The sequence below is a fragment of the Pseudomonas sp. TH04 genome (genome assembly GCF_016651355.1).
GTDB lineage: Bacteria > Pseudomonadota > Gammaproteobacteria > Pseudomonadales > Pseudomonadaceae > Aquipseudomonas > Aquipseudomonas fluorescens.
Map to the genome: position 1 here is coordinate 1,536,169 of NZ_JAEKEA010000001.1, position 25,006 is coordinate 1,561,174.

Consider the following 25,006-nt stretch of genomic DNA (forward strand, 5'->3'; position numbering starts at 1 on the left):
AAGAACGCTACAACTCGACAAGGATAGTTATCTTGCGCATTTTTTCCCGTGTTTTACTCCTGATACTGGCGGTGCTGGGCATTGCCCTCACCGTGGTGCTCTATTACACCGTCAACCCCAAGCTGCCGGACTACGTGCCCGTGGAGCAGGTGCGCTACCAGGATCAATGGAGTGCGGCTGATCGCCAGACGTATTACTTCACGCCCCAGGGCACCCAGGTAAAAGGCCTGCATTACGACTGGTTTACCGCACTGGAACTGCCGTTTTCGGCGCAGCGGTTTGCCACGCCCGAATACCTCGCGCGCTTCGGTTTCCTGGTCGACCCCAAGCAAGTTCCTACCGCGCAGAACCCCGGCAACCTGCCGGTAGGTTTCGCGCGGCACCAGAACGCCGGCAGTCGTGTTGAATACCTGGATATCACCTGCGCCGCCTGCCATACCGGCGAATTGCACGTCAACAACCAGGCCCTGCGCATCGACGGTGGCTCCGCTCAGCACGTGCTGCCCTCCAGCGTGCCGACCCTGCGTGGCGGCAGTTTCGGTCAAGCCCTGGTGGCCAGTCTTGCCGCCACCTATTACCTGCCGTGGAAGTTCGACCGCTTCGCCCACAGCGTGCTCGGTCACGACTATGACGAGCACAACAAGCAACAATTGCGTCAGGACTTCAAAGCATCGCTGAACCAATTCCTGCGCGTTGCCTGGAACGACACACACCGCGGCCTCTACCCCACCGAAGAAGGACCAGGGCGCACCGATGCGTTTGGCCGCATCGCCAATGCCAGTTTCGGCGACGCCATTTCAGCGGAAAACTATCGCGTCGCCAATGCGCCGGTGGACTACCCACACTTGTGGGATATCTGGACCTTCGACTGGGTGCAGTGGAACGGCTCAGCCCAGCAACCCATGGCGCGCAATATCGGCGAAGCCCTTGGTGTGGGCGCCACCCTGGATTTCTTCGACAGCGCCGGCCAGCCTCTTCAGGGCGACGCGCGCTACCCGTCGAGCGTACGGGTGCGTGACCTCAACCGAATCGAGGAGACCCTGCAACGCCTCAAACCACCCACCTGGCCGGAGGACCTGTTCGGGGCCATCAACAAGCCCCTCGCCGCCCAAGGCCGTGCATTGTTCGCCGAGAACTGCGCCGGTTGCCATGTGCCCGCCGTCAATCAGGTCAATGGTCGCCCGGTGCAGCAACTGAAGATGCTGCCTGTGGACTACATTGGCACCGACCCCGGCGCCGCCAATAACATCGCCGATCAACGCTACGACCTCAGCGCCCTGCAATGGGACGCGGCGGAATTGGCCACACTCAACGTCGAGTTGCACCCCAAGCCAAGCGCCCCGCTGGACCTGCACAAAATGTCGGTTGCCCAGGGCCTCGCCTACGTCACCGCCTTTGTCGAGGACCACGCCTACCGCGCGGCCGGAGTGACCCCGGCCGAGCGCCCCAGCCTGGACGGGTTCGGCCTGCCCATTGGCGTGCGCGAATTGCGCGCGTACAAGGCGCGGCCATTGGCCGGCGTGTGGGCCACCCCGCCGTTCCTGCATAACGGCTCGGTGCCGACGATTTTCCAATTGCTCTCGCCTCAGGACGAGCGCAGCACCACCTTCTATAAAGGCACGTTCAACTACGACCCGCGCCACCTGGGCTTTGAGACCGGCGCGTTCAAAAATGCCTTTGTGTTCGACACCACTATCACCGGCAACCACAACAGCGGTCACGAATTCCGTGACGGCAAGCGTGGCAATGGCGTGATCGGCCGCACCTTGCTGCCGCAGGAACGCTGGGCGCTGCTGGAATACCTCAAAGTGCTGGGCGGCCCGCTGGAGCAACAACTGCCATGATGATCCGATCTGAATACAAACAACCTTCGATGCTTGCGCGTCTGTGGCTGCGCCTCGGCGCTTTTCTGGGTAAAACCCTGTTGTGGCTGGTGGGCCTGGGGCTGTTGGGCTGGCTGGTGGCAACGGCCTGGTTTGCCTGGCAACACAGTGGCCCGGTGTCACCCGACGAGCAGGTCCCGCCCGGTGAAGCAGCCATGAGCCAGGGCATCATTCAGACGGCGGTGCGTATCGTCGACCAGCACCGCGAAGGCACCCGCTACCTGCGTGACGCCCACGCCAAGGCGCATGGCTGCGTGAAGGCCGAAGTCAGTGTGCTGAAGGACCTTGATCCGGCCTTGCGCCAGGGCGTTTTCGCCGAACCGGGCAAGACCTGGCAGGCGCTCATGCGCTTGTCCAACGGCAACGCCTATCCGCAGTTCGACAGCATCCGTGATGCGCGCGGCATGGCAATCAAACTGTTGGATGTGCCGGGCAAACAGCTGATGGCGGACCAGCAAACACGCACCGAGCAAGACTTTGTGATGTTCAGCCACCCGAACTTCTTTGTCAGCGACGTAGCGGAGTATGCGCAGAACATTGGCGCCCAGGCCGATGGCAAGAAAGTCCTCGCGTTCTTCCCCCACCTCGACCCACGCAGCTGGCAGGTGCGCCACTTGTTTATAGCCCTGGCGACCCTGGCGCCCCCACCGGCCAGCCCGACGCAGACCACCTACTTTTCAGTTTCGCCCTACAAGTTTGGCGCGGCGAATGCCAAGTTCCGCGTGGCACCCGATCCGCAAAACTGCCCGGACTATGTGCTGCCAAAGCAGAATCAGGACCTGCCGAATTTCCTGCGCAGCGCCTTGAATCAGCAACTGTCCACCGACCGAGTGCCGGCGTGTTTTGTGTTGCAGATTCAGCGGCAGAACCCGCAGAAATTCATGCCAATCGAAGACACCAGTATCGAATGGAAGGAAAGCGACGCGCCTTATGAAACGGTGGCCAAGGTAAACATCCCCGCACAGGATTTCGACACGCCGGCCTTGAACCTCGCTTGCGACAACCAATCGTTCAACCCTTGGTTCGGGCTGGAGGCGCATCGACCGATTGGCGGTATCAACCGGCTGCGCAAGGCCGTGTATGAGGCTGTCAGCGACTATCGGCATAGTCGTAACTTGTAAGGTGGGCGCTGGCTTGCCGGCAATGCTGGCACCTCGGTGTGTCAGCCACGCTGAGTGGCTGCCATCCCTGGCAAGCCAGCTCCCGCTGCTGGACCTCGTTCGATATAAAAGATGCGGTGACCGATTTCGCGTAAAGAATACGTATAGATTGCCCATTCGCCATAACGATTACGTCGTCCCTATTGAGCAACTAAGGCCGCACACTTTACCGTCACTTCCTACCCCCAAAACCCGTAGGAAGTCATCGTGGAAAGTTCAACTTTAGGCATGCTCGTCCTGTCAATGATTGCACTCTTCGGCACCGCCGCGTTTTGCTTCGAACACCTTGCCACCCGCGGCGAGAAGAAAAAGAAAGCCAAATAAGCTGATCACTGAAATCAGCAGAACCCCAGACTTTCAAGGGATACCCCGGCATCGGGCTATCCCTTGTTTTCGTTCGTCCACGCAAAAACCTTCTATATACCGTCTTAATACCGCCGCCTGTAATCAGTGCCCGAGCTTGATACGCCAACGCTTAACCTCGCCGGCTTATTCAACAAGGGGAGTTACACCGTGCTCACACTGACCTTCATCTATGTCGCCAGCGGTTTATGTGCCGTCGGGCTGTTCGCTTACTTGGGCTACGCCCTCATTCGCGCTGAAAAGTTCTAGGGAGTTCGCCATGTACGACGTGATGTTCATGGGGCTTTCCCTGGTGTTTTTTGTTGCGACTGCCATGGCCATTGTTGCCATGGGCAAGATTTGAACGGAGCCACGACATGTTAAGCACTTTGCTGGAATTTGCGCTGGTCCTGGGGTTGATGACCGCGCTTGCCGTGCTGATGGGCAAGTGGCTGGCCCGGGTGTTCACCGGAGCCCGCCATGCCTTGCCGGAACGGTTGACCTATCGCCTGCTGGGCGTCGATCCACTGGAGACCATGGGCTGGGCCCGCTATGGTTCGGCCCTGCTGCTGTCGAACGCGGCGATGATGTTGCTGGGCTATATCGTCCTGCGCTGGCAGGCGGTGATGCCGCTCAACCCACTGGGGTTGGCCGCGCAAACCCCGGACCTGGCGTTCAACACTGCCGCCTCCTTTATTACCAATACCAACTGGCAGGCGTACTCGGGTGAAACCAGCCTGTCGAACTTCAGCCAGATGGCCGTCATCACCTTTCTGATGTTTGTCGGCGCCACTTCGGGCGTCGTTGCCGCCGCAGGTTTTATTCGCGGGTTGAGCCGCTCAAGCACCGCCAATATCGGTAACTTCTGGGTCGACTTCACGCGCACGCTGTACCGGGTAATGCTGCCGCTGTGCGTGGGCATGGCGCTGGTATATGTATGGCAAGGCATGCCGCAGACCTTCGCCTCCCAAGCCTTGGCCACCACGCTGGAAGGTGCGCAGCAACAGTTGATTGTGGGCGCGGTCGCCAGCTTTGAATCGATCAAGCATATCGGCACCAACGGCGGCGGTTTCTTCAGCATGAATGCTGCGCATCCGTTCGAAAACCCGACACCACTGACCAACATCCTGCACATCCTCAGCATGTTGTTGATCCCCTCGGCGCTGACCTACACCTTCGGCAGCATGTTGCTGCAACGCCGTCAGGGCTGGGTGTTTTTCGGCACGTTCCTGGTGATGTTCATCGGCTTCCTGGCGCTGGTGTATGGCGCCGAACAGACCGGCAACCCGCTGCTGACCCAGGCCGGCGCCAACCAGACACTGTCGATTGAGCAAAGCGGCGGCAATATGGAGGGCAAGGAACTGCGCTTCGGCATCGCCGACAGCAGCCTGTTCATCGCCACCACCACGGCGGCGACCACCGGCTCCGTCAACACTATGCATGACTCGCTGACCCCCATGGGCGGCTTCGTGCCCCTGGCGCAGATGATGCTCAACTGCGTATTCGGCGGTGACGGCGTGGGCTTCATCAACCTGATCCAGTACGCGCTGCTCACGGTGTTCCTGGTGGGCATGATGATCGGCCGCAGCCCGGAATTCCTCGGTAAGAAAATCGAGGCCCGTGAGATGAAACTGGTGATGCTCTCGGTGCTCGCACACCCGATCAGCATTCTGGGTTTCACCGCCCTCGCCGCCCTGTGGCCAGACACGATGGCCAGCCTGAACAACCTCGGCCCCCACGGTTTCAGTGAGGTGCTGTACGCCTACACCTCCGGCACCGCCAACAACGGTTCGGCCTTCGCCGGCCTGAACGCCAACACGCCGTTTTTCAACACCACCATTGGTCTGGCGATGCTGATCGGACGCTTCTTCACCATGCTGCCGATGCTCGCTGTGGCCGGCTCCCTGGCGATGAAAAAGACCGTGCCTGCCGGCGCCGGCACCATCCCTACTGCGACCCCGCTGTTCATGCTGCTGGTGGTGTTCGTGGTGCTGGTGGTGGGTGGCCTGACCTTCTTGCCGGCGCTCGCGCTCGGCCCGCTGGTGGAGCAACTGCAGTTGCTGTCCGGCCAGACGTACAACTGAGGACATGTTGATGACGACTCAATCGATATTCAAAGGGCTGCTGCGCCCGGTACTGGTTTCGGCGGTGTTTTTCATGCTGCTGACAGGGTTGGCGTACCCAGCTTTCACCACACTGGCGGCGCAATTGTTGTTCCCGTTTCAGGCACAGGGTTCATTGATTGAACGCGACGGGCTGGTGATCGGCTCCGCGCTGATCGGCCAGGATTTCAGCAAGCCAACGTACTTCCATGGGCGCCCGAGCATGACCCTTGGCGCCGACCCGCAAGACCCGAGCAAAAGCGTGTCGCAGCCCTATAACGCAGGCGCCAGCGGCGCCAGCAACCTGGGCCCGACCAGCCAGAAACTGGTGGACCAGGTCAGCGCACGCGCCAACGCCTATCGCCAGGATAACGGCCTGCCCGCCGGTGCACCGGTACCGGTGGACGCAGTCACCGCATCCGCATCGGGCCTGGACCCGCACATCTCGGTGGCCAACGCCCGGCTGCAACTGGCGCGGGTGGCGCGCTTGCGGCAGGTCCCCGAAACCGAACTGCTGCAACTGCTCAACGACCACACCGCCGCCCGCACCCTCGGTTTGCTCGGCGAGCCACGGGTGAATGTGCTGCAACTCAACTTGGCGCTGGATGCGCGTCAGCCCTCTATTGCGGTCAGTGAGTAAGAGATGTCCCTCATGAAGAATGCTCGTTTACCTCTGTTTGATCGGCGCATCGTGCTCACTGCCGGCGTCGATGCGCTAAAGAAATTACTGCCCCAGGCCCAGTGGAAAAACCCGGTGATGTTCGTCGTGTACCTGGGCAGCATCCTCACGACCTTGCTGTGGTTCCAGTCCCTGGGTGGCAAGGGTGAGGCGCCCAGCGGCTTTATCCTCAGCATCACCTTGTGGCTGTGGTTCACCGTGCTGTTCGCCAACTTCGCCGAAGCCCTGGCCGAAGGTCGCAGCCGTGCCCAGGCCGCGAGCCTGCGCGGCATGAAACGCCAGACCCTGGCCAAGCTGCTGCAACAACCGCGTCATGGCGCGGCCTGGTTGCCAATGGAAGCCAGCTTATTGCGCAAGGACAACGTGGTGCTGATCGAAGCCGGCGACCTGGTGCCGCTCGACGGTGTGGTGATTGAAGGCGTGGCCTCGGTGGATGAGAGCGCAATCACCGGTGAATCGGCGCCGGTGATTCGCGAGGCCGGTGGCGATTTCTCCTCGGTCACCGGCGGCACGCGAGTGCTGTCCGATTGGCTGGTGGTGCGCATCAGCGTCAACCCGGGCGAGTCGTTCCTGGACCGCATGATCTCGATGGTCGAATCGGCCAAGCGCCAGAAGACGCCCAATGAAGTCGCACTGACGATTTTACTGGTGGGCCTGACCCTGCTGTTCCTGCTGGTGATTGCCACCCTGAGCCCGTACTCGATCTTCGCCGTGGCCATGAGCGGCAGCGGCAGCGTAATCAGCGCCACGGTGTTGGTGGCGTTGCTGGTCTGCCTGATCCCCACCACCATCGGCGGCCTGCTTTCGGCGATCGGCGTGGCGGGCATGAGCCGGATGATGTCGGCCAATGTCATTGCCACCTCCGGCCGTGCCGTCGAGGCGGCAGGCGATGTGGATGTGTTGCTGCTGGACAAGACCGGCACCATCACGCTGGGCAATCGCCAGGCCAGCAGCTTTTTACCGGCGCCGGGCGTGAAGGAAGCCGAGTTGGCCGATGCCGCGCAGTTGGCGTCCCTGGCCGACGAAACCCCGGAAGGCCGCAGCATCGTGGTGCTGGCCAAGCAGAAGTTCGACATCCGCGCCCGCGACATCAACGCCCTGGGCGCCAGCTTTGTGCACTTCACCGCGCAAACACGCATGAGCGGCGTCGATCTGCCCGAAGGTCGGGCGATTCGCAAGGGCGCAGCGGATGCGATTCGCAGCCACATCGAAGCCCTGGGCGGCAGCTTCCCGGCCGCGCTGCAGGCCAAAGTCGATGAAGTGTCGCGGCGTGGCAGCACACCGCTGGTGGTGTCCGACGGAGCCAAAGCCTTGGGCGTGGTGGAGCTTAAGGACGTCGTCAAAGGCGGCATCAAGGAACGCTTCGCCGAGCTGCGGCGCATGGGCATCAAGACCGTGATGATCACTGGCGACAACCGCCTGACAGCCGCTGCGATTGCAGTGGAAGCCGGGGTGGATGACTTCCTCGCCGAGGCGCGCCCGGAAGACAAGCTGCAACTGATCCGCGACTACCAGGCCCAGGGCAAGCTCGTGGCCATGACCGGCGACGGCACCAACGACGCCCCGGCGCTGGCCCAGGCAGACGTCGCGGTGGCGATGAACAGCGGCACCCAGGCCGCCAAAGAGGCCGGCAACATGGTTGACCTCGACAGCAACCCGACCAAGTTGATCGAAGTGGTCGAGGTCGGCAAACAGATGCTGATGACCCGCGGCGCCCTCACCACGTTCAGCGTGGCGAATGACGTGGCCAAGTATTTCGCAATCATCCCCGCCGCGTTTGTCGCGACCTACCCTCAGCTCGGCGCCTTGAACGTGATGCACCTGAGCAGCCCCAACTCGGCGATTCTCAGCGCGGTGATTTTTAATGCGCTGATCATTGTCGCGTTGATCCCGTTGGCCTTGCGCGGCGTGACTTACCGGGCCATCGGCGCGGCGGCGTTGCTCAATCGCAACCTGTTGATCTATGGCCTGGGCGGTGTGTTGGTGCCGTTTGCCGGGATCAAGTTGATCGACATGCTGCTCAGCGGCTTGGGTCTGGTGTAGCACCCTAAACCTCATGTGGGAGCTGGCTTGGCGCCAGCTCCCACAGGCATTTATCAGGAAGACTATGCCCGCATTCAACAACGAACGCCCCGACCCCGACGCCCTATTGGCCCGGGTACAGCTGGAAGAACAGGCCGCCTTGCGCGGCAAATTGCGTATCTACTTCGGCTCAAACGCCGGGGTGGGCAAGACCTGTGCGATGCTCGCTGCGGCGCAACGCGAAGTCGCGTTGGGCCGTGACGTGCTCGCCGGCGTCGTGGAAACCCATGGCCGCGCGGAGACCGCCGCGCTGCTCGACGGCCTCGAACAACTGCCCCGCGCCGCCCTGCTGCACCGCGACTTCGCGCTCAGCGAATTCGACCTCGACGCCGCCTTGCACAGGCGCCCTGCCGTGGTGCTGGTGGACGAACTGGCCCACAGCAACGTGCCCGGCTCGCGTCACCCCAAACGCTGGCAAGATGTAGAGGAATTGCTCAGCGCCGGGATCGACGTGTGGACCAGCCTCAACGTCCAGCATCTGGAAAGCCTGAATGATCTGGTCAGTGAAATCATCGGCATCCGCGTGCGCGAAACCGTCCCCGATCACGTCTTCGATAACGCCCACGAAGTGGTGGTGATCGACTTGCCGCCCGATGATCTGCTGCAACGCCTCAAGGACGGCAAGGTCTACCTCGGCCCACACGCCGAACGGGCCTCAAAACATTTCTTCCGCAAGGGCAACCTGCTGGCCTTGCGTGAACTGACGCTGCGGCGCACAGCAGACCGGGTCGACACGCAAATGCGCGTCTACCGCCGCGAACAGTCGATAAAGGCCTTATGGCCGGCGCGCGAACGGCTGCTGGTCGGTGTGGCGGGCGACGCGGGCGATGAGCGCCTGGTGCGCGAAGCTGCGCGCCTGGCGCAAAAACTCGAAGCGGACTGGATCGTGGTGCATGTCGCATCAGCTCAGGGGCGCGGCGCCAAGCGCTATCTGAGCGCCATGAAAACCCTGACCCTGGCCAGCGAGTTTGGCGCCGACACGGCAACGCTGCCGGGCATGGACGTCGCCGACGCGCTGGTCGCCTGTGCCCGCGAGCACAACGCCAATCGCCTGGTGCTCGGTCACCATCCGCGCCAGGCGTGGCGGTTCTGGCATCAGTCGGTCAGTGACCGGATCAGCCGCCATCACCCGCAGATTGATCAGATCGTGATAGCCCACGGAGCAGTGCCGGGGCCTGCGCCTGTGATCGAAAAACCGACGCCTGCACCGGGCAGAGCCCTGGCCTATCTGTGGGCCACACTCGCCTGTTTCGCCGCCAGCGCCATTGCGGCATTGCTGCTGCAGGTGTTCGACCTGGCCAACGTCGTCATGTTGTTTTTGCTCACCGTGGTGCTGGTGGCCCTGCGTTACGGACGCGGCCCGGGCGTCTGGGCCGCGATGCTGGCGGTGCTGTGTTTCGACTTCTTTTTCGTGCAGCCGCGCTACTCGTTTACCGTCACTGACACCCAGTATTTCTTCACCTTTGCGCTGATGCTCGGCATCGCCCTGATCACCGGGCAACTCACCGCACGCCTGCGCCACGAAGCACGTACCGCCGCCGCACGCGAACGGCGCGCCACCTCATTGGCGCGACTGGCGCGCGACCTGTCGGCCGCGCTGACCGTGGAGCAAATCAGTGAAGTCGCGCTGCGCACCTTCAGCGGTGTATTCGAAGCACGCGTCGGCCTGGCGCTGCCGGACGCCGCCGATGGCGTGCACAGCGTCGGCGCGGGCGGGTTGCCGATTGACGAGAGCATCGCCCAATGGACCTACGACCACGGCCGGGCCGCCGGCCACGGCACCGACACCTTGTCGGCGGCCAAAGGGTGCTACTTGCCGCTCAAGGCACCGATGCGCGTGCGCGGCGTGCTGGTGCTGGAATTGGCCCAGAGCGAACGCTTGAGCGACCCACAGGAACGCCGTCTGCTGGAGGCCTGCATGAGCCAGCTGGCGATTGCGCTGGAGCGCGTGCACTTCGTCGAAGTCGCGCAAAGCACGCTGGTGCAGATGGAAGGCGAGAAGATGCGCAACACCTTGCTCGCGGCAATATCCCACGACCTGCGCACCCCGTTGACCACCCTGATCGGTGCCGCCGACACCGCCCTGCCCCACGCCCCACCCGGCCCGCTGACCGAGTTGCTGCACGGCATCCATGAACAGGCCACCTCAATGCAGCGGCTGATCGAAAACCTGCTGGACATGGCGCGCATGCAGGAGCGCGGCGTGCGCCTGAACCGGCAGTGGCATTCGCTGGAAGAAGTCGTCGGCAGCGCACTGCGCCAGCTACGTGAACCCCTGGCGCGACACAGCGTGCATACCGCGCTGGACCCGCGCTTGCCGCTGGTGGACATTGACGCGCTATTGATCGAACGGGTGCTGGTCAACCTGTTGGACAACGCCGCCAAGTACACCCCGCCAGGCAGCAGCATTACCGTCGCCGCCCGTTCCACGGCGGGCGCCATTGTGCTGGACGTCAGCGACAACGGCCCGGGTCGGGCCCCCGCCAACCTGTTCGAACCCTTCACGCGCGGCCAGCAGGAATCCTCCGTCGCCGGCATCGGCCTGGGCCTGGCACTGGCCAAACGCATCGTCGAAGCCCACGGCGGGCACATCGAAGCCAACGCCGTTGAGGCGTGCGGCATGCACTTCATCATCACTTTACCGGCGGGCACACCCCCGTCCATGGAAGCCTTATGAGCACCGCACGCATTTTGATTGTTGAAGACGAAGCCAATATCCGCCGCTTCGTCGGGATCGCCCTGCAAGATGAAGGTTTTCAGGTGTTCGAGGCCGACAGCGTCAAGCGCGCGCTGATCCATGCGGCCAGCCGTCAACCGGACCTGGTGATCGTCGATCTCGGCCTGCCGGATGGCGATGGCAAACACTTGATCAGCGAACTGCGCGGTTGGTTGGCGGTACCGATTCTGGTGTTGTCGGCGCGTGATCGCGAAGAAGAGAAAGTCGCCGCCCTCGACGCCGGCGCCGATGATTACCTGACCAAGCCGTTTGGTGTGCCCGAGCTGCTCGCACGCATCCGCGCCCAACTGCGCAGGCACGGGCAGACCGGCACCGTGGCAGCCACCAGCAAGGTCGCGTTTGGCGAGATTGAAATCGACCTGTCGACCCACGAGGTATGGCGCCAGGGCCAGCCTGTGCATCTCACGCCCATCGAGTACCGCCTGCTCTGCGCGATGATTCGCGGCCAGAGCCGGGTGCTGACCCATCGGCAATTATTGCTGGAAGTGTGGGGCCTGGATTACGTGGACCGCGCCCACTATTTGCGGGTGCACATGGCGCACTTACGGCAAAAGCTGGAAGCAGACCCGGCGCAGCCGCAGCATTTTATTACCGAATTACAGGTGGGATATCGGTTGATGGGGCTATGAGGAGGCGCAAGCCTGCGCAGGACTTTAACTTTCAATGGCTACTATGAACACGTCAAGCTGAACATAGGAATAACGCCCGACCAGCAGTCTATCGCCAAGTAATTTATTTCGAAACGACACAACTCTAATCAAGAAATACTTTATTACCTGAGCACTCTTTCATTGTGCAGCGGTTAATTTATAAACTCTGGCCACCTTGAGTTTAATTGATATAAACCAGCGTAGGATAATGACCATGATTGTTGCCACCTCAGCTTCTGTTCCTCTCGCCGTCGCCCCGCAAGCTGCTAATTCTTCGCCCACCCCTGCTGACACTAATACACCCGCAGCCGCCGACACTTACTACAACGGCGTCGATAACCTGGGCCGCAACCCCGTGCGCTGGATCGACAAGGATGGGAATGGAAAAATAGATATCGAAGTGGATTTTTCCGCAGGCCCTGGCAAATATTTCAGGAAACTGGGCTTAACAGGATACTCGCAGCTAAGTCCCGAACAAAAGCGAGAACTCCTCGATCAAATGGCGGACCTCAGCTTCGATACAAACTTGGTTTTTCATGAAAAAGGCGCCATAAAGAACCCGGACGGGAAGATAAATTTTGGTAACTATGCTCACGTGCCATCAAATGGAAAAAACCTGGTACAAGTCGATTTTCCAGACAACACGTCAGACCCACAGAATCCTGACAAGGTAGACGAGCCTGCGGAAGCCTATGTCAGGGGCGATGCCCGCCACTTAAAGGCCAACGCGCGTAATCGGGGCGGTAACGTGCTTGCTCATGCCTTGCTGCATGCGCTGGGTTTGTCTCATACGAACCCTGATGCTAAGAGCAATAGACCCGCGAGTGCCACAGACTCTCTCGGCTACAGTCTTCTCAGTACCCAGTCGGAAACTACAACGGGCCATGATTTTAAAGGCCACTATGTCACACGTGCGCAAATGCATGATCTAGGCTTACTGACTCAACGCTACGGACATAACAGTCAGTACAGTAACGAAACCACTCGCGTGGTCTACGATTTGAACGGAATGGACGAAGATGACGCGCCCGTCACAACAAGTATTTCAACTGTCCGCGCACACGAAACGCTCAATATCGAAGATGACACCCATGATCAAAATATCAACTTGAACCACGGCACGTTCTCCAGCATTGCAGGATTCAAGAATAATATTTCTATTTTGCGAGGCACGCACGTTGAGGACGTTCTAACAGGTTACGGCACCAATACTGTCATCGCGAACTTCAAGGCCAATAAAATCACCTTGGGCAGTGGTGCCAACACGGTCACGTTCAATAACTCATGGGACTCTACGCCGAAAGAAACCGACCACCTTGTTGGCTTTAAAAGCGGCATCGACAAAGTCGATATCAGCGGCTTTTCTCAGAAAACCAATGAAGGCACCTTTCTGAAGGGGAACCCTCACCTGGATACCCATACGACACCGGATGGTAAGACCTACGTGAGATATTGGACGTACTTTGATGGTAAAGGTCTTTCAGAGCCCGATTTCTTGTTACGTGCAGATGGAATAAAAATGAGTGACATCATCACACGCACGTAACGTTTTGCAGCGCAGGTGGTGAGTGTGAAGTCACCGGCTTACCCTCTGAAGGGAATGGTTAGATGCCGCACCGCGCCCTGAATGCTGGGCAAAAAAAAGCCCGCTCAATGAGCGGGCTTCTTGTGGTGACCTGGCGTTCAGTGTTCCAGGTTACCGAATATGGCGCAGCGGACGGGACTCGAACCCGCGACCCCCGGCGTGACAGGCCGGTATTCTAACCGACTGAACTACCGCTGCGCGTAACACTTAAAACGAATGGTGGGTGATGACGGGATCGAACCGCCGACATTCTGCTTGTAAGGCAGACGCTCTCCCAGCTGAGCTAATCACCCTTCGTTTCGGTGTGGGCGCATCATACAACAAAAAATCGTAATGTGTTGATTTAAATGCAATTTATTTAAAAAAACTTCATCGTGAGATTATTTGCCGTATTTCGGACAAAAAAAACCCGCTCAATGAGCGGGCTTTCTGTGGTGACCTGGCGTTCAGTATTCCAGGTTACCGAATATGGCGCAGCGGACGGGACTCGAACCCGCGACCCCCGGCGTGACAGGCCGGTATTCTAACCGACTGAACTACCGCTGCGCGTAACACTTAAAACGAATGGTGGGTGATGACGGGATCGAACCGCCGACATTCTGCTTGTAAGGCAGACGCTCTCCCAGCTGAGCTAATCACCCTTCGCTTCGGTGTGGCGCGCATTCTACGGAGCGACCCTACGTCTGGCAAGCACTTTCTTAAATCTTTTTTTTGAGGCCTTCCAATGGCTTAGGCAGGGTTGGCCTCAGCCCTGATCAAGACAATAATGCCCCCCTTTGTATAAAGGAGAGACTCACCCCATGTGGTTCAAGAACCTGCTTATCTATCGCCTGACCCAAGATCTGCCTGTTGATGCCGAGGCGTTGGAAGCGGCCATGGCCACCAAACTGGCGCGCCCTTGTGCAAGCCAGGAGTTGACCACTTACGGTTTCGTCGCACCGTTTGGTAAAGGTGAAGACGCTCCCCTGGTTCACGTCAGCGGTGATTTCCTGCTGATCGCCGCGCGCAAGGAAGAACGCATCCTGCCGGGTAGCGTGGTGCGTGACGCACTGAAAGAGAAAGTCGAAGAGATCGAGGCCGAGCAAATGCGCAAGGTCTATAAAAAGGAACGGGACCAGATCAAGGATGAAATCATCCAGGCCTTCCTGCCGCGTGCCTTTATTCGTCGCTCGTCGACCTTCGCCGCCATCGCGCCGAAACAGGGCCTGATCCTGGTCAACTCGGCCAGCCCGAAACGCGCCGAAGACTTGCTGTCGACCCTGCGCGAAGTGATCGGCACCCTGCCGGTACGCCCGCTGACGGTTAAAACCGCACCGACGGCAATCATGACCGACTGGGTCACCACCCAGAAACCGGCCGATGACTTCTTCGTCCTCGACGAATGCGAACTGCGTGACACCCACGAAGACGGCGGCATTGTGCGCTGCAAGCGCCAGGACCTGACCAGCGAAGAAATCCAGCTGCACCTGACCACCGGCAAAGTCGTGACCCAATTGTCCCTGGCCTGGCAGGACAAGTTGTCCTTCATGCTCGACGACAAAATGACCGTCAAGCGCCTGAAATTCGAAGACCTGCTGCAGGATCAGGCAGAGCAAGACGGCGGCGACGAAGCCTTGGGCCAACTGGACGCCAGCTTTACCCTGATGATGCTGACGTTCGGCGAGTTCCTGCCGGCGCTGGTTGAGGCACTGGGCGGCGAAGAGACGCCACAAGGTATCTAAAGCCATGTGAAGATTAAAATGTGGGAGCGGGCTTGCTCGCGAATGCAGTGGAGCAGTCACCCGATGTATTGACTGACACACCGCATTCGCGAGCAAGCCCGCTCGCACATTTGATTGCATTTGCACTTCCGAAATCTAATAACAAGGACATCCCCATGCGCGCACTCGCCGCCTTGAGCCGCTTCGTCGGCAATACCTTCGCCTACTGGGTGTTGATTTTCGCGGTGCTCGCCTTCCTTGAGCCGGGCTGGTTCATCGGCCTCAAAGGCGCCATCGTGCCGCTGCTGGGCCTGGTGATGTTCGGCATGGGGCTGACCCTCAAACTTGAAGACTTCGCCGAGGTCGCTCGCCATCCATGGCGAGTGGCCTTGGGCGTGGTCGCGCACTTTGTGATCATGCCGGGCGTGGCCTGGCTGCTGTGCCAGGCGTTCCACCTGCCACCGGAAATTGCCGTCGGCGTGATTCTGGTCGGCTGCTGCCCAAGCGGCACCTCGTCCAACGTGATGACCTGGCTGGCCCGGGGCGATCTGGCGCTGTCGGTGGCCATCGCCGCCGTCACCACCCTCCTCGCCCCACTGCTGACGCCGGCGTTGATCTGGCTGCTGGCGTCAGCCTGGCTGCCGGTGTCGTTCATGGAGTTGTTCTGGTCGATCCTGCAAGTGGTGCTGCTGCCAATCGTGCTCGGCGTGGTGGCGCAACGTGTGCTCGGCGAGCGGGTCCGCCATGCCGTGGAGGTGTTGCCGCTGGTGTCGGTGGTCAGCATCGTGATCATTGTCGCGGCGGTCGTCGCGGCCAGCCAGGCGAAGATCGCCGAGTCCGGCCTGCTGATCATGGCCGTGGTGATGTTGCACAACAGCTTTGGCTATCTGCTGGGCTACTTCACCGGTCGCTTGTTCAAGCTGCCATTGGCACAGCGCAAATCGCTGGCACTGGAAGTGGGCATGCAGAACTCCGGGTTGGGCGCCGCACTGGCCAGCGCGCACTTCTCGCCGCTGGCGGCGGTGCCGAGTGCGCTGTTCAGCGTCTGGCACAATATTTCCGGGGCTTTGCTGTCGACTTACTTCCGCAGAATGAGCGAAAAGGAAGACCGTCGCGCGTTGCAGGACGCGCCAAAAACTTGATCGTCTGATCAATATTCGGCACTCTACCGAACTTCGCGGGGACGACCTCGCGACGCTTTCAAGCGCTAAATCCGGGGACGACCCCAGCTATAGTTTGGAGGTCATCATGTCCTGGATCATTCTGTTTTTTGCCGGGCTGTTTGAAGTCGGCTGGGCGGTCGGCCTGAAGTACACCGACGGGTTCAGCAAACCGCTGCCGACAGCCCTGACCATTGCCGCCATGGCCATCAGCCTCGGCCTGCTGGGGCTGGCCATGAAGGAACTGCCGCTGGGCACCGCGTATGCCATCTGGACGGGTGTGGGTGCGGTGGGCACGGTGATCGCCGGGATTATCCTGTTTGGGGAATCCATGGCGTTGTTTCGATTGGCGAGTGTGGCGTTGATCATTTGCGGGTTGGTAGGCCTCAAGATCAGCGCCTGAGCCACTACCGCTTTCGCGAGCAAGCCCGTTCCCACACTAAACCGCGCTCGATTGAACAACTCGGTCAACTGTGGGAGCGGGCTTGCTCGCGAAGGGGCCCTGACAGGCAACAAAAAACTACCTGACACTCCCCCGCAACACCGCTACTCGCTCCTGCAACTGCGCAGGCGTCGCCGCCTCCACCGCAACAGGCTCACCCGCCACCAACGTGACATGCGACCAGATCCGATGAAACAACCCCTTGTTCGGATCGCGGCTGAAGAAACTCCCCCACAACCCCTGCAACGCCATCGGAATCACCGGCACCGGTGTCTCTTCGAGAATGCGCGTCACACCACCACGGAAGTCATTCATCTCACCGTCGGCCGTCAATTTGCCTTCCGGAAAGATGCACACCAACTCGCCTTCTTTCAGGTACTCGGCAATCCGTGTGAACGCTTTTTCGTAGATCTGGATATCTTCGTTACGCCCGGCAATCGGAATCGCCCCGGCCGTACGGAAGATAAAGTTCAGCACCGGCAAACGGTAGATTTTGTAGTACATCACAAAGCGAATCGGCCGACGCACCGCGCCACCGATCAACAGCGCATCGACGAACGACACGTGGTTGCACACCAGCAAGGCTGCGCCTTCATCCGGAATCAGCTGCAGATTGCGATGCTCCACCCGGTACATGGAATGGCTGAGCAGCCAGATCATGAAACGCATGGTGAACTCGGGGACGATCTTGAAGATGTAGGTGTTGACCGCAATGTTGAGCAGCGACACCACCAGGAACAGTTCGGGGATCGACAGCTTGGCCACACTCAGCAACAGGATCGACACGATGGCCGAGACCACCATGAACAACGCGTTGAGAATATTGTTCGCCGCGATCACCCGCGCGCGCTCGTTCTCGGCGGTGCGCGACTGAATCAGCGCATACAGCGGCACGATATAAAAGCCGCCGAACACGCCCAGCCCAAGGATATCGAACAGCACCCACCAGGCCTGGCCATAACCGAGCACTGCCAGCCAATCGTTCGCCTGGACGTTCTGCGGGAAGCCGCCAGAGTGCCACCACAGCAGCAGGCCGAACACGGTCAGGCCAAATGAACCGAACGGCACCAGGCCGATTTCCACCTTGCGACCTGAGAGTTTTTCACAGAGCATCGAGCCCAGCGCGATCCCCACCGAGAACACCGTGAGGATCAGTGTCACCACGGTTTCGTCGCCGTACAGCCACTCCTTGGCGTAGGCCGGGATCTGCGTCAGGTAGATCGCGCCGACAAACCAGAACCACGAGTTGCCGACAATCGAGCGCGACACTGCCGGCGTCTGCCCCAGGCCCAAACGCAGGGTGGCCCAGGACTCGCTGAAAATATTCCAGTTCAACCGCAGCTCGGGTGTAGACGCCGCCGCGCGCGGAATGCTGCGGCTGGCCAGGTAACCCAGCACCGCCACACCGACAATCGCCGCTGCCACGATCGGCGCGTAATGGGTGGACGACATCATGATGCCGGCGCCAATGGTGCCGGCCAGGATTGCCAGGAACGTGCCCATTTCCACCAGGCCGTTACCGCCCACCAGCTCATCGTCGTGCAGGGCCTGGGGCATGATCGAGTACTTGACCGGGCCGAACAGCGCTGAGTGAGTACCCATGGCGAACAGCGCCAGCAGCATCAATTCCAGATGATTGGACAGGAAGCCCGTGGCGCCTACCGCCATGATCACGATCTCACCGATCTTGATCGCACGGATCAACGCGTCCTTGTTGAATTTCTCGCCAAATTGCCCGGCCAGCGCCGAGAACAGGAAAAACGGCAGGATAAACAGCAGGGCGCACAGGTTGACCCAGATGGAGCGGTCACCGTCGATGGTGAGCTTGTAGAGAATCGCCAGGATCAGCGATTGCTTGAAAATATTGTCGTTGAAGGCGCCCAGTAACTGGGTGACGAAAAACGGCAGGAAACGCCGTGTTCGCAGCAAGGTGAATTGTGAGGGGTGGCTCATCGTCCGTGTTCCTGCGTGGCCTGAAGGCTTGGATTGTCAGGCCACGACTTTACCTAATCCGGCTTACTTATTCGCTAGCCCCGCAATACAAGGCGAAACAAAAAGCTCACCTTTGTAGGCGCCCTGCACGGTGCGCTTGGCGACGATCAGCCACATCAGCGCCAGAGCCACCACCAGCACAGTGCCAAACACGCTGAAAAAACCCAAGTGCAATTGGCTCGCAAGCTTCAGCGTAGCCAAGGCGTACACCCCCAACGGGAAGGTAAAACCCCACCAACCGAGGTTGAATGGAATGCCCGCACGCAGGTAACGCAAGGTGATCAACACGGCGATCAGCATCCACCACAAGCCGAACCCCCACAGGGTGATGCCCGCCACCAGGCCAAGGCCGCTGGCCACCTCGCCGACACCGGGCAAGCCGTTGGCCGCGAAGATTGCCGGTGCATCGCCGCCCAGCAGCAACATGCCGAGGGCACCGGTGCCAATAGGGCCAAGCGCCAACCAGCTCGACGCAGCCATATTAGCGTGGGGCAGTTTGTGCAGGGCCATGCGCAACATCAAGATGGTGAGGATGCTGAACGCCACCGGCAGGGAAAACGCCCACAACACGTAGCTGGTCACCAGCATCACCAGTTGCGAATGGGCGTCGACCAGGTGCGGCGCCAGCAGGCCACCGCTGGCGGCAGCGACTTCGGCCGCGACCACCGGTAACAGCCAGACGGCGGTCATCTGGTCGATGCTGTGTTCCTGGCGGGTGAACATCATGAACGGGATCAAGACCCCGCACGCCATGGCCATCGCCACATCCAACCACCACAGGGTTTGAGCCAACGCGATGACATCGCTGCCCCAGCGTGGCAGGCCGAACAGCAGCAGGCCATTGAGAATCGTCGCCAGCCCCATCGGGATGGTGCCGAAGAACATCGAAACCGTGGAGTGCCCGAAAATCCGTCGTGCCTCGTCGAAGAACATCACCCAACGGGCGGCATACAGAAGACTGAACAGCACAAACAAGCCAATGGTGAACAGCCACAGCCCTTCGGCAATGGCATGCAAGCCGGGCACACTCACGGGCAATTGCGCCAAGGCCAGCGCCAGCACGCCGGTGCCCATGGTCGCGGCAAACCAGTTGGGGGTGAACTGGCGAATCACTTCCCGAGGACGGGTCAAGTGACTGAAGGGTTTATAGCTGATGGTATTGGAGCAGGTCATGATGGTCATCCTCTTCCTCGCATGAGGTTGAAGCCATCATAGAACCTGAACGAATATCTATATAACGGGTAATATCTCTAACTGTTATCTGTTTTACCAATATAGAAACTAACCTACACCGCCGTTCTGGCTCGCCCTGAATCCTGCAGCAGCAAACCGACCAGCGCACTGAGGGCCAGCACAATCAGCACGGCGCCGTAGCCATCGGTGGTGGCGATGAGGCCGAACACCCGGCTAAGGTTGCCCGCCAGCAATGCCGGCACGCAGAACGCCAGGTAGCTCAAGGCATAAAACGCAGACATCAAACCGGCGCGTTCATGGGGCAGCGCCAGGCCCACGATACTGCGCACACTGCCCATGAACCCGCCGCCAAAACCCAAGCCTGCGATCACACTGGCGACAAAGAACAGCCACAGACTGGCACTCTGCACAGCGACCAGCAGCAACGCCACACCCGCCGCCAACAGGACCGCCGATAGCCGCATGATCCTGTCTGCCGCACGCGCGCGCAGGCTGTAAATCATCACCGCGCCACTCAGGGTCACGACTGCCACCAGGCCGCCGCCAATCAGATGCGAGGTCGAACCGGTCGCAGCCCGCACAAGCGACGGGGCCAGGGATGAAAAGAACCCGCCCAGCGACCACACCGCCACATTCAGCGGCATCGCCAGCCACAAGGCACGGCGCGCTTGCTGCGGCACATGCAGGGTCGGCGCCAACGACTTCAAGGCCCCGGGTATGCGGCTGACGGTTTCGGGCAAGCGCAACATGCAGACCGCCTGAAGCGCCATCAACCCCAATAGGGTGAAGTAAATCAATTGAGTCGGACGGGGTGCGAACTCCACGAGCAAGCCGCTGCCCAGGCCACCACTGGCCATGCCCAAGAGTGGCGCCAGGCTATTGAGCATGGGGCCGCGCAAACGGTCGGTGTCCAGCAGCGTGGCACTCAGCACTGCGGTTGCCATGCCTGTCGCGAAACCTTGCAACGCGCGAGCGGCAATCAAGTAGGCGGTGCTGTCAGCGTTGATAAACAGCAGCATCGCCACCATATTCAGGATCAGCGCGACGAAGATCACCGGCTTGCGCCCCAGGTAATCCGAGAGAGAACCCACGGTCAACAACGCGGCCAACAGGCTCACCGCATAAACGCCGAAAATCACCGTCAGCATGGCCGCAGAAAAATGCAGGCTGTCCTGGTAAAACTGATACAGCGGCGTCGGCGCGCTGGACGCAGCGAGGAAGGTCAACATGGTGATGACCAGGAACGCCAGGCTGGAACGTTGAGACATGACGCTAGACATAAGCACACCCCGCTAAAGCTAATATTTTGCTTTTGCAGAGTGTGCTACCGCCGAGCGCTTAAAGCAAATTCTTTGTGTTAAGGTTTTACGCATGGCGATTAAAGAAGGCCTTCGCCCGGGGGGCCGCAGTGCCCGGGTTCAAGAATCAGTGCATAACGCCGCGCGCGAACTGCTGGAAGCCCATGAGCGTTCCAGCGTTACCGTGCCGATGATTGCTGCGCGCGCAGGCGTGACGCCCTCGACGATCTACCGACGCTGGGGCGACTTGTCCGCCCTGCTCGCCGACGTGGCCTTGGAACGCCTGCGCCCGGACAGCGAGCCCGCCAACACCGGCACCCTGCGCGGTGACTTGCGGGCGTGGGGCGAGCAATACCTGGATGAAATGAGCTCCGAGCTGGGGCGCAACATGATGCGTGACGTGCAGTGCAATCGTCCCAGGGACTATTGCAGCAGCATCCTGATGGGCCAGATGCAGGTTATTCTCGACCGCTACCAGGGCAGCGTCGACGTGCTGCCGAGCCTGGACCGGTTGCTGAATCTGATTGCGGCGCCCACGGTGTACCGCAGCCTGTTCGCCAGTGCGCCGCTGCCGGTCGAAGAACTGCATGAATTGATCGAGCTGGCGCTGCAGGGATAAAGCCAAACACACAACCCAATGTGGGAGCGGGCTTGCTCGCGAATACGGAGTGTCAGTCAATACACACTTGACTGATCCACCGCTTTCGCGAGCAAGCCCGCTCCCACATTTTTTTGACTGTGTGTAATCGCTGCTTACGTACGCATCCCGCGCCCGCTCACCAGCAGCCGTGCACAGCCGACATACAGCACCACGGTGGCCACCAGCATAAAGGTGATCGCCACGCTGATCTTGATATCCGATACGCCCAGGATGCCGTAGCGGAAGGCGTTGACCATGTGCAACACCGGGTTGGCCAGCGACACGGTCTGCCAGAACGGCGGCAGCAAGGTGATGGAGTAGAACACCCCGCCCAGGTACGTCAGCGGCGTCAGCACGAATGTCGGGATGATCGAAATATCATCGAAATTGCGCGCAAATACGGCGTTGATAAACCCCAGCAGCGAGAAGATCGTCGCCGTCAGTACCACCACCAGCAGGGTGACCCCAAGGTGATGCACTTGCAGGTGGGTGAAGAACAGCGACAGCAAGGTCACGATCACGCCGACCATCAAGCCACGCAACACGCCACCCAGGGTGTAGCCGATCAGAATGGTGTGGGGTGACACCGGCGACACCATCAATTCTTCGATGGAGCGCTGAAACTTGCTGCCGAAGAAACTGGAGACCACGTTGCCGTAGGAGTTGGTGATCACCGACATCATGATCAGGCCCGGCACGATGTACTCCATGTACGTGAAGCCACCCATGTCGCCGATCTGGCGGCCGATCAGGTTACCGAAGATCACGAAGTACAGGACCATGGTGATCGCCGGCGGCAGCAGGGTCTGCGGCCAGATCCGGGTGAAGCGCTTCACTTCGCGGTAAACGATCGTCTGCAGCGCGACAATGTTGGGTTGCAGTTCGGAACTCATACCGCCACCTTCGCCAGATTTTTCTCCACCAGGGACACGAACAACTCCTCAAGGCGATTGGTTTTATTACGCAGGCTCAGCACTTCAATGTTCTGGGCCGCCAACTGGGTAAACAGCGCAGTGATGCCCATGGCCTTGTCCACCTGGACTTCCAGGGTGTGGTCGTCCACCAGGCGGCTCGGGTAGCCGAGCAAATGCGGCGCCACCGACAGGTTGTTTTTCAGATCAAGCAGGAAGGTTTCCACATGCAACTGGCCCAGCAGGTTACGCATGCTGGTGTTCTCGACGATGGTGCCGTGGTCGATGATGCCGATGTTGCGGCACAGTTGCTCCGCCTCTTCCAGGTAATGGGTGGTGAGGATGATGGTGATGCCCTTCTCGTTCAGCTCGGTGAGGAAGGCCCACATCGATCGACGCAGTTCAATGTCCACGCCTGCGGTCGGTTCATCGAGGATCAGCAGGCGCGGCTCATGCACCAGCGCGCGGGCGATCATCAAGCGGCGCTTCATGCCGCCGGACAGCGAGCGCGAAGGCACATCACGTTTGTCCCACAGGCCCAGTTGAGTGAGGTACTGCTCGGCGCGTTCCTTGGCGATTTTCGCCGGGATGCCGTAGTAGCCCGCCTGGGTCACAACGATGTCGAAGGTCTTTTCGAACTGGTTGAAGTTGAACTCCTGGGGCACCACGCCGATCGAGCGTTTCAGCGCCGCCGGGGATTTGTCCAGGTCATGCCCGAAGATATTCACCGTGCCGCTGGTCTTGTTGACCAGGGTCGAGAGGATACCAATGGTGGTGGATTTGCCGGCACCGTTGGGGCCGAGCAAGGCGAAAAAGTCACCTTCGGCCACGTCCAGATCGATACCACTCAGGGCCTGGAAACCGTTGCCGTAGGTTTTGGTTAGCTGCCGGATGGACAGAGCGGAACTCATATCGGAATACGCACCAAGGAAGGGAATAGAAACAGTAGATGAGGGCGCAGCCCAGGTAGTTCAACGGCGGCGCATGACAGGCATGGTGCTTGCCTGCGCCGCACAAGTACAGTCACCCGTATTAATAGTAGGTATTAAGTCAACGCAGTCATCACGGCTTTGCGGTAGGCCGGGCGTTCTTTGAGGCGCTGGTACCAGGCCTCTAGATGGGGCATTGCAGGCCGTTCGATAGGCATTTCAAACCAGGCGTAGATAAAGCTGCCCAACGGGATGTCGCCCATGCCGATCGTATTGCCCGACAGGTAAGGCTGCGTCGCCAGCGCTTTGTCCACGGTGCTCAAGGCCTCGATACAGGCCTGGCGCCCGGCATTGATGCTGTCCCAGTTCTGCTTTTCTGCCGGGGTGCGCAGGATGCCCCAGAACACCGCTTTGAAGGGCTCAGCGAGGGTCGAAGTGGTCCAGTCCATCCATTTTTCGGCATTGGCGCGCGCTTTCAGGTCGCTCGGGTACCAGCTCGACGCCTGCTTGGCGCAGAGGTAACGCACGATGGTGTTGGACTCCCACAGCACAAAGTCGCCGTCTTCGATCATCGGCACCCGGCCATTGGGGTTCAACGCTCGGTACTGCGGCGTGTCGACCACACCAAAAGCTCCGCCCGCATCAATTGCCTCATAGTCCAGGCCGAGTTCCTCGGCGCACCAGAGTGCTTTCCTGACATTTGATGAATTTTTACGACCCCAGATTTTCAGCATGACCGCGCCTTATCGTGAATGAACATGGCTTGATGAACGCAGCAGCATACGCCGCTTCACGCGCGGCTTAAATCAGTGTGCAGGTCACCCAATACGATCGGCTTATCCGCGGCGAACAGGTGCGGGTAACACTGCTGAATATGCGCGAAGAAAAACTCCTCGGGCACGTCTGAAAACTGCCCGTGGTCAAGCACATACTCCATCGAGCGCTGCCCCTGGCGATTGAACGCATGGAAGACGCTGTCATGGATCCCATCGAATTCCAGCGGCGGTACATCGAAAACGTCACACAGTTGCTGATTGAACGCCGGGGTCGCCTTGACCCACCGGCCGCGCAAGTAAAACTCGGTGTAGCCGTGCATGGCGAACACATCACTCTTGAGCAACGCAATCAGGCGTGGCGTCGACAGGTGATTACGCACGTCCGCCAGGCCGATGCGCGCCGGTATCCCACAATGGCGGGCACAGGCAGCAAGCAAGGTGGCCTTGGGCACACAGTAACTTTCCCCGGCCGCCAGCGCGAAGCTGGCGCGCAAGCTGCCGGGGTCGCGGCTGAAGGTGTAAGGGTTGTAGCGAATCGCCTCACGTACGGCGTAATAAAGACTGACTGCCTGGTCACTTGAGTCAGCACTGGGACCCCGGTGTTTTTCGGCGAACTCCACCACCGCAGGGTGGTCACTATCGATGAAGCGGCTGGGATTCAGGTACGTATCCATGAGCTTTATCTCCGAAGGAAGCCTGGAGTGTAACGACAGGTCTGCCAGGGAGATAACGACGAATCGGCCA

Annotated in this window: 20 protein-coding genes and 4 tRNA genes; 13 read left to right on the top strand and 11 right to left on the bottom strand. The window is 60.1% G+C overall.

Annotated features, from left to right (window positions below):
• Window positions 1-32 precede the first annotated feature (32 nt).
• From JFT85_RS06690 to JFT85_RS06730, 9 genes are all read left to right on the top strand, one after another.
• Complete coding sequence (locus tag JFT85_RS06690; protein ID WP_201229557.1) at window positions 33-1,844, top strand: di-heme-cytochrome C peroxidase; 1,812 nt, start codon at window positions 33-35, stop codon at window positions 1,842-1,844.
• Entirely contained in the window at window positions 1,841-3,004 is a 1,164-nt protein-coding gene (locus JFT85_RS06695) for a catalase family protein (RefSeq protein ID WP_201229559.1), read from the top strand. The genes JFT85_RS06690 and JFT85_RS06695 overlap by 4 nt, the downstream gene beginning before the upstream one ends.
• Before the next feature lie 552 nt (window positions 3,005-3,556).
• Window positions 3,557-3,655 (top strand): K(+)-transporting ATPase subunit F, encoded by a 99-nt coding sequence (gene kdpF, locus JFT85_RS28550; RefSeq protein WP_053255293.1) that lies wholly within the window; start codon window positions 3,557-3,559, stop codon window positions 3,653-3,655.
• Between the two features lie 107 nt (window positions 3,656-3,762).
• Window positions 3,763-5,469 (top strand): potassium-transporting ATPase subunit KdpA, encoded by a 1,707-nt coding sequence (gene kdpA / locus JFT85_RS06705; RefSeq protein ID WP_073636875.1) that lies wholly within the window; start codon window positions 3,763-3,765, stop codon window positions 5,467-5,469.
• Window positions 5,470-5,479: 10 nt separating this feature from the next.
• Complete coding sequence (gene kdpC / locus JFT85_RS06710) at window positions 5,480-6,127, top strand: K(+)-transporting ATPase subunit C (RefSeq protein WP_053255365.1); 648 nt, start codon at window positions 5,480-5,482, stop codon at window positions 6,125-6,127.
• A 12-nt stretch (window positions 6,128-6,139) separates the two neighbouring features.
• On the top strand, window positions 6,140-8,209 hold the full coding sequence (gene kdpB / locus JFT85_RS06715) for a potassium-transporting ATPase subunit KdpB (protein WP_139372200.1): 2,070 nt from the start codon (window positions 6,140-6,142) through the stop codon (window positions 8,207-8,209).
• 64 nt (window positions 8,210-8,273) lie between these two features.
• Window positions 8,274-10,925: a sensor histidine kinase gene (locus JFT85_RS06720; protein WP_053255290.1), complete on the top strand. Its 2,652-nt coding sequence runs from the start codon at window positions 8,274-8,276 to the stop codon at window positions 10,923-10,925.
• On the top strand, window positions 10,922-11,614 hold the full coding sequence (locus JFT85_RS06725) for a response regulator (protein WP_069551642.1): 693 nt from the start codon (window positions 10,922-10,924) through the stop codon (window positions 11,612-11,614). The genes JFT85_RS06720 and JFT85_RS06725 overlap by 4 nt, the downstream gene beginning before the upstream one ends.
• Before the next feature lie 235 nt (window positions 11,615-11,849).
• Window positions 11,850-13,181, top strand: coding sequence for a M10 family metallopeptidase C-terminal domain-containing protein (locus JFT85_RS06730; RefSeq protein ID WP_169875822.1), 1,332 nt, complete (start codon window positions 11,850-11,852; stop codon window positions 13,179-13,181).
• 160 nt (window positions 13,182-13,341) lie between these two features.
• On the opposite strand, the gene JFT85_RS06735 is transcribed toward JFT85_RS06730, so the two are convergent.
• The 4 genes from JFT85_RS06735 to JFT85_RS06750 form a co-directional block, all read right to left on the bottom strand.
• A tRNA-Asp gene (locus tag JFT85_RS06735) sits at window positions 13,342-13,418 on the bottom strand.
• A 19-nt stretch (window positions 13,419-13,437) separates the two neighbouring features.
• A tRNA-Val gene (locus JFT85_RS06740) sits at window positions 13,438-13,513 on the bottom strand.
• Between the two features lie 176 nt (window positions 13,514-13,689).
• Window positions 13,690-13,766, bottom strand: a tRNA-Asp gene (locus tag JFT85_RS06745).
• A gap of 19 nt (window positions 13,767-13,785) precedes the next feature.
• Window positions 13,786-13,861 (bottom strand) — tRNA-Val (locus tag JFT85_RS06750).
• Between the two features lie 159 nt (window positions 13,862-14,020).
• Here JFT85_RS06750 and rdgC point away from each other — a divergent pair.
• The 3 genes from rdgC (at window position 14,021) to sugE (ending at window position 16,483) form a co-directional block, all read left to right on the top strand.
• Window positions 14,021-14,941 carry a recombination-associated protein RdgC gene (gene rdgC, locus JFT85_RS06755; RefSeq protein WP_003190130.1) on the top strand — a complete coding sequence of 307 codons (921 nt, stop codon included), beginning with the start codon at window positions 14,021-14,023 and terminating at the stop codon, window positions 14,939-14,941.
• A gap of 155 nt (window positions 14,942-15,096) precedes the next feature.
• Window positions 15,097-16,062 (top strand): bile acid:sodium symporter family protein, encoded by a 966-nt coding sequence (locus JFT85_RS06760; protein WP_053255285.1) that lies wholly within the window; start codon window positions 15,097-15,099, stop codon window positions 16,060-16,062.
• Between the two features lie 106 nt (window positions 16,063-16,168).
• A complete protein-coding gene (gene sugE / locus JFT85_RS06765; protein WP_017136389.1) occupies window positions 16,169-16,483 on the top strand; it encodes a quaternary ammonium compound efflux SMR transporter SugE in 315 nt (104 codons plus the stop codon).
• A gap of 117 nt (window positions 16,484-16,600) precedes the next feature.
• On the opposite strand, the gene JFT85_RS06770 is transcribed toward sugE, so the two are convergent.
• From JFT85_RS06770 to JFT85_RS06780, 3 genes are all read right to left on the bottom strand, one after another.
• Window positions 16,601-18,475: an MFS transporter gene (locus JFT85_RS06770; RefSeq protein ID WP_053255284.1), complete on the bottom strand. Its 1,875-nt coding sequence runs from the start codon at window positions 18,473-18,475 to the stop codon at window positions 16,601-16,603.
• Window positions 18,476-18,538: 63 nt separating this feature from the next.
• Entirely contained in the window at window positions 18,539-19,687 is a 1,149-nt protein-coding gene (locus JFT85_RS06775) for a TDT family transporter (protein WP_073637350.1), read from the bottom strand.
• Between the two features lie 113 nt (window positions 19,688-19,800).
• Entirely contained in the window at window positions 19,801-20,988 is a 1,188-nt protein-coding gene (locus tag JFT85_RS06780) for an MFS transporter (protein ID WP_201229561.1), read from the bottom strand.
• 91 nt (window positions 20,989-21,079) lie between these two features.
• Between JFT85_RS06780 and JFT85_RS06785 the strand changes: the two genes are divergently transcribed.
• A complete protein-coding gene (locus JFT85_RS06785) occupies window positions 21,080-21,625 on the top strand; it encodes a TetR/AcrR family transcriptional regulator (protein WP_053255282.1) in 546 nt (181 codons plus the stop codon).
• A 134-nt stretch (window positions 21,626-21,759) separates the two neighbouring features.
• Here JFT85_RS06785 and JFT85_RS06790 read toward each other — a convergent pair whose 3' ends face one another.
• From JFT85_RS06790 to JFT85_RS06805, 4 genes are all read right to left on the bottom strand, one after another.
• A complete protein-coding gene (locus tag JFT85_RS06790) occupies window positions 21,760-22,539 on the bottom strand; it encodes an ABC transporter permease (protein ID WP_053255281.1) in 780 nt (259 codons plus the stop codon).
• A complete protein-coding gene (locus JFT85_RS06795) occupies window positions 22,536-23,468 on the bottom strand; it encodes an ABC transporter ATP-binding protein (protein ID WP_053255280.1) in 933 nt (310 codons plus the stop codon). The genes JFT85_RS06790 and JFT85_RS06795 overlap by 4 nt, the downstream gene beginning before the upstream one ends.
• A 134-nt stretch (window positions 23,469-23,602) precedes the next feature.
• The gene (locus JFT85_RS06800; protein WP_053255279.1) at window positions 23,603-24,220 is read right to left on the bottom strand and encodes a glutathione S-transferase family protein; all 618 of its coding nucleotides are present in this window, start codon (window positions 24,218-24,220) and stop codon (window positions 23,603-23,605) included.
• A 56-nt stretch (window positions 24,221-24,276) separates the two neighbouring features.
• On the bottom strand, window positions 24,277-24,936 hold the full coding sequence (locus tag JFT85_RS06805) for a transglutaminase-like domain-containing protein (protein ID WP_053255278.1): 660 nt from the start codon (window positions 24,934-24,936) through the stop codon (window positions 24,277-24,279).
• Between the last annotated feature and the right edge of the window lie 70 nt (window positions 24,937-25,006).

What these genes read in the sequence shown, in the direction of transcription:
- JFT85_RS06720 (WP_053255290.1), top strand. Translation starts at nt 8,274, where the DNA reads ATGCCCGCATTCAACAACGAACGCCCCGACCCCGACGCCCTATTGGCC.
- JFT85_RS06805 (WP_053255278.1), bottom strand. Translation starts at nt 24,936, where the DNA reads ATGGATACGTACCTGAATCCCAGCCGCTTCATCGATAGTGACCACCCT.
- JFT85_RS06775 (WP_073637350.1), bottom strand. Translation starts at nt 19,687, where the DNA reads ATGACCTGCTCCAATACCATCAGCTATAAACCCTTCAGTCACTTGACC.
- kdpC (WP_053255365.1), top strand. Translation starts at nt 5,480, where the DNA reads ATGACGACTCAATCGATATTCAAAGGGCTGCTGCGCCCGGTACTGGTT.
- JFT85_RS06780 (WP_201229561.1), bottom strand. Translation starts at nt 20,988, where the DNA reads ATGTCTAGCGTCATGTCTCAACGTTCCAGCCTGGCGTTCCTGGTCATC.
- JFT85_RS06790 (WP_053255281.1), bottom strand. Translation starts at nt 22,539, where the DNA reads ATGAGTTCCGAACTGCAACCCAACATTGTCGCGCTGCAGACGATCGTT.
- JFT85_RS06800 (WP_053255279.1), bottom strand. Translation starts at nt 24,220, where the DNA reads ATGCTGAAAATCTGGGGTCGTAAAAATTCATCAAATGTCAGGAAAGCA.
- JFT85_RS06730 (WP_169875822.1), top strand. Translation starts at nt 11,850, where the DNA reads ATGATTGTTGCCACCTCAGCTTCTGTTCCTCTCGCCGTCGCCCCGCAA.
- rdgC (WP_003190130.1), top strand. Translation starts at nt 14,021, where the DNA reads ATGTGGTTCAAGAACCTGCTTATCTATCGCCTGACCCAAGATCTGCCT.
- JFT85_RS06760 (WP_053255285.1), top strand. Translation starts at nt 15,097, where the DNA reads ATGCGCGCACTCGCCGCCTTGAGCCGCTTCGTCGGCAATACCTTCGCC.
- JFT85_RS06725 (WP_069551642.1), top strand. Translation starts at nt 10,922, where the DNA reads ATGAGCACCGCACGCATTTTGATTGTTGAAGACGAAGCCAATATCCGC.
- JFT85_RS06770 (WP_053255284.1), bottom strand. Translation starts at nt 18,475, where the DNA reads ATGAGCCACCCCTCACAATTCACCTTGCTGCGAACACGGCGTTTCCTG.
- kdpB (WP_139372200.1), top strand. Translation starts at nt 6,140, where the DNA reads ATGAAGAATGCTCGTTTACCTCTGTTTGATCGGCGCATCGTGCTCACT.
- JFT85_RS06695 (WP_201229559.1), top strand. Translation starts at nt 1,841, where the DNA reads ATGATGATCCGATCTGAATACAAACAACCTTCGATGCTTGCGCGTCTG.
- JFT85_RS06795 (WP_053255280.1), bottom strand. Translation starts at nt 23,468, where the DNA reads ATGAGTTCCGCTCTGTCCATCCGGCAGCTAACCAAAACCTACGGCAAC.
- kdpA (WP_073636875.1), top strand. Translation starts at nt 3,763, where the DNA reads ATGTTAAGCACTTTGCTGGAATTTGCGCTGGTCCTGGGGTTGATGACC.
- sugE (WP_017136389.1), top strand. Translation starts at nt 16,169, where the DNA reads ATGTCCTGGATCATTCTGTTTTTTGCCGGGCTGTTTGAAGTCGGCTGG.
- JFT85_RS06785 (WP_053255282.1), top strand. Translation starts at nt 21,080, where the DNA reads ATGGCGATTAAAGAAGGCCTTCGCCCGGGGGGCCGCAGTGCCCGGGTT.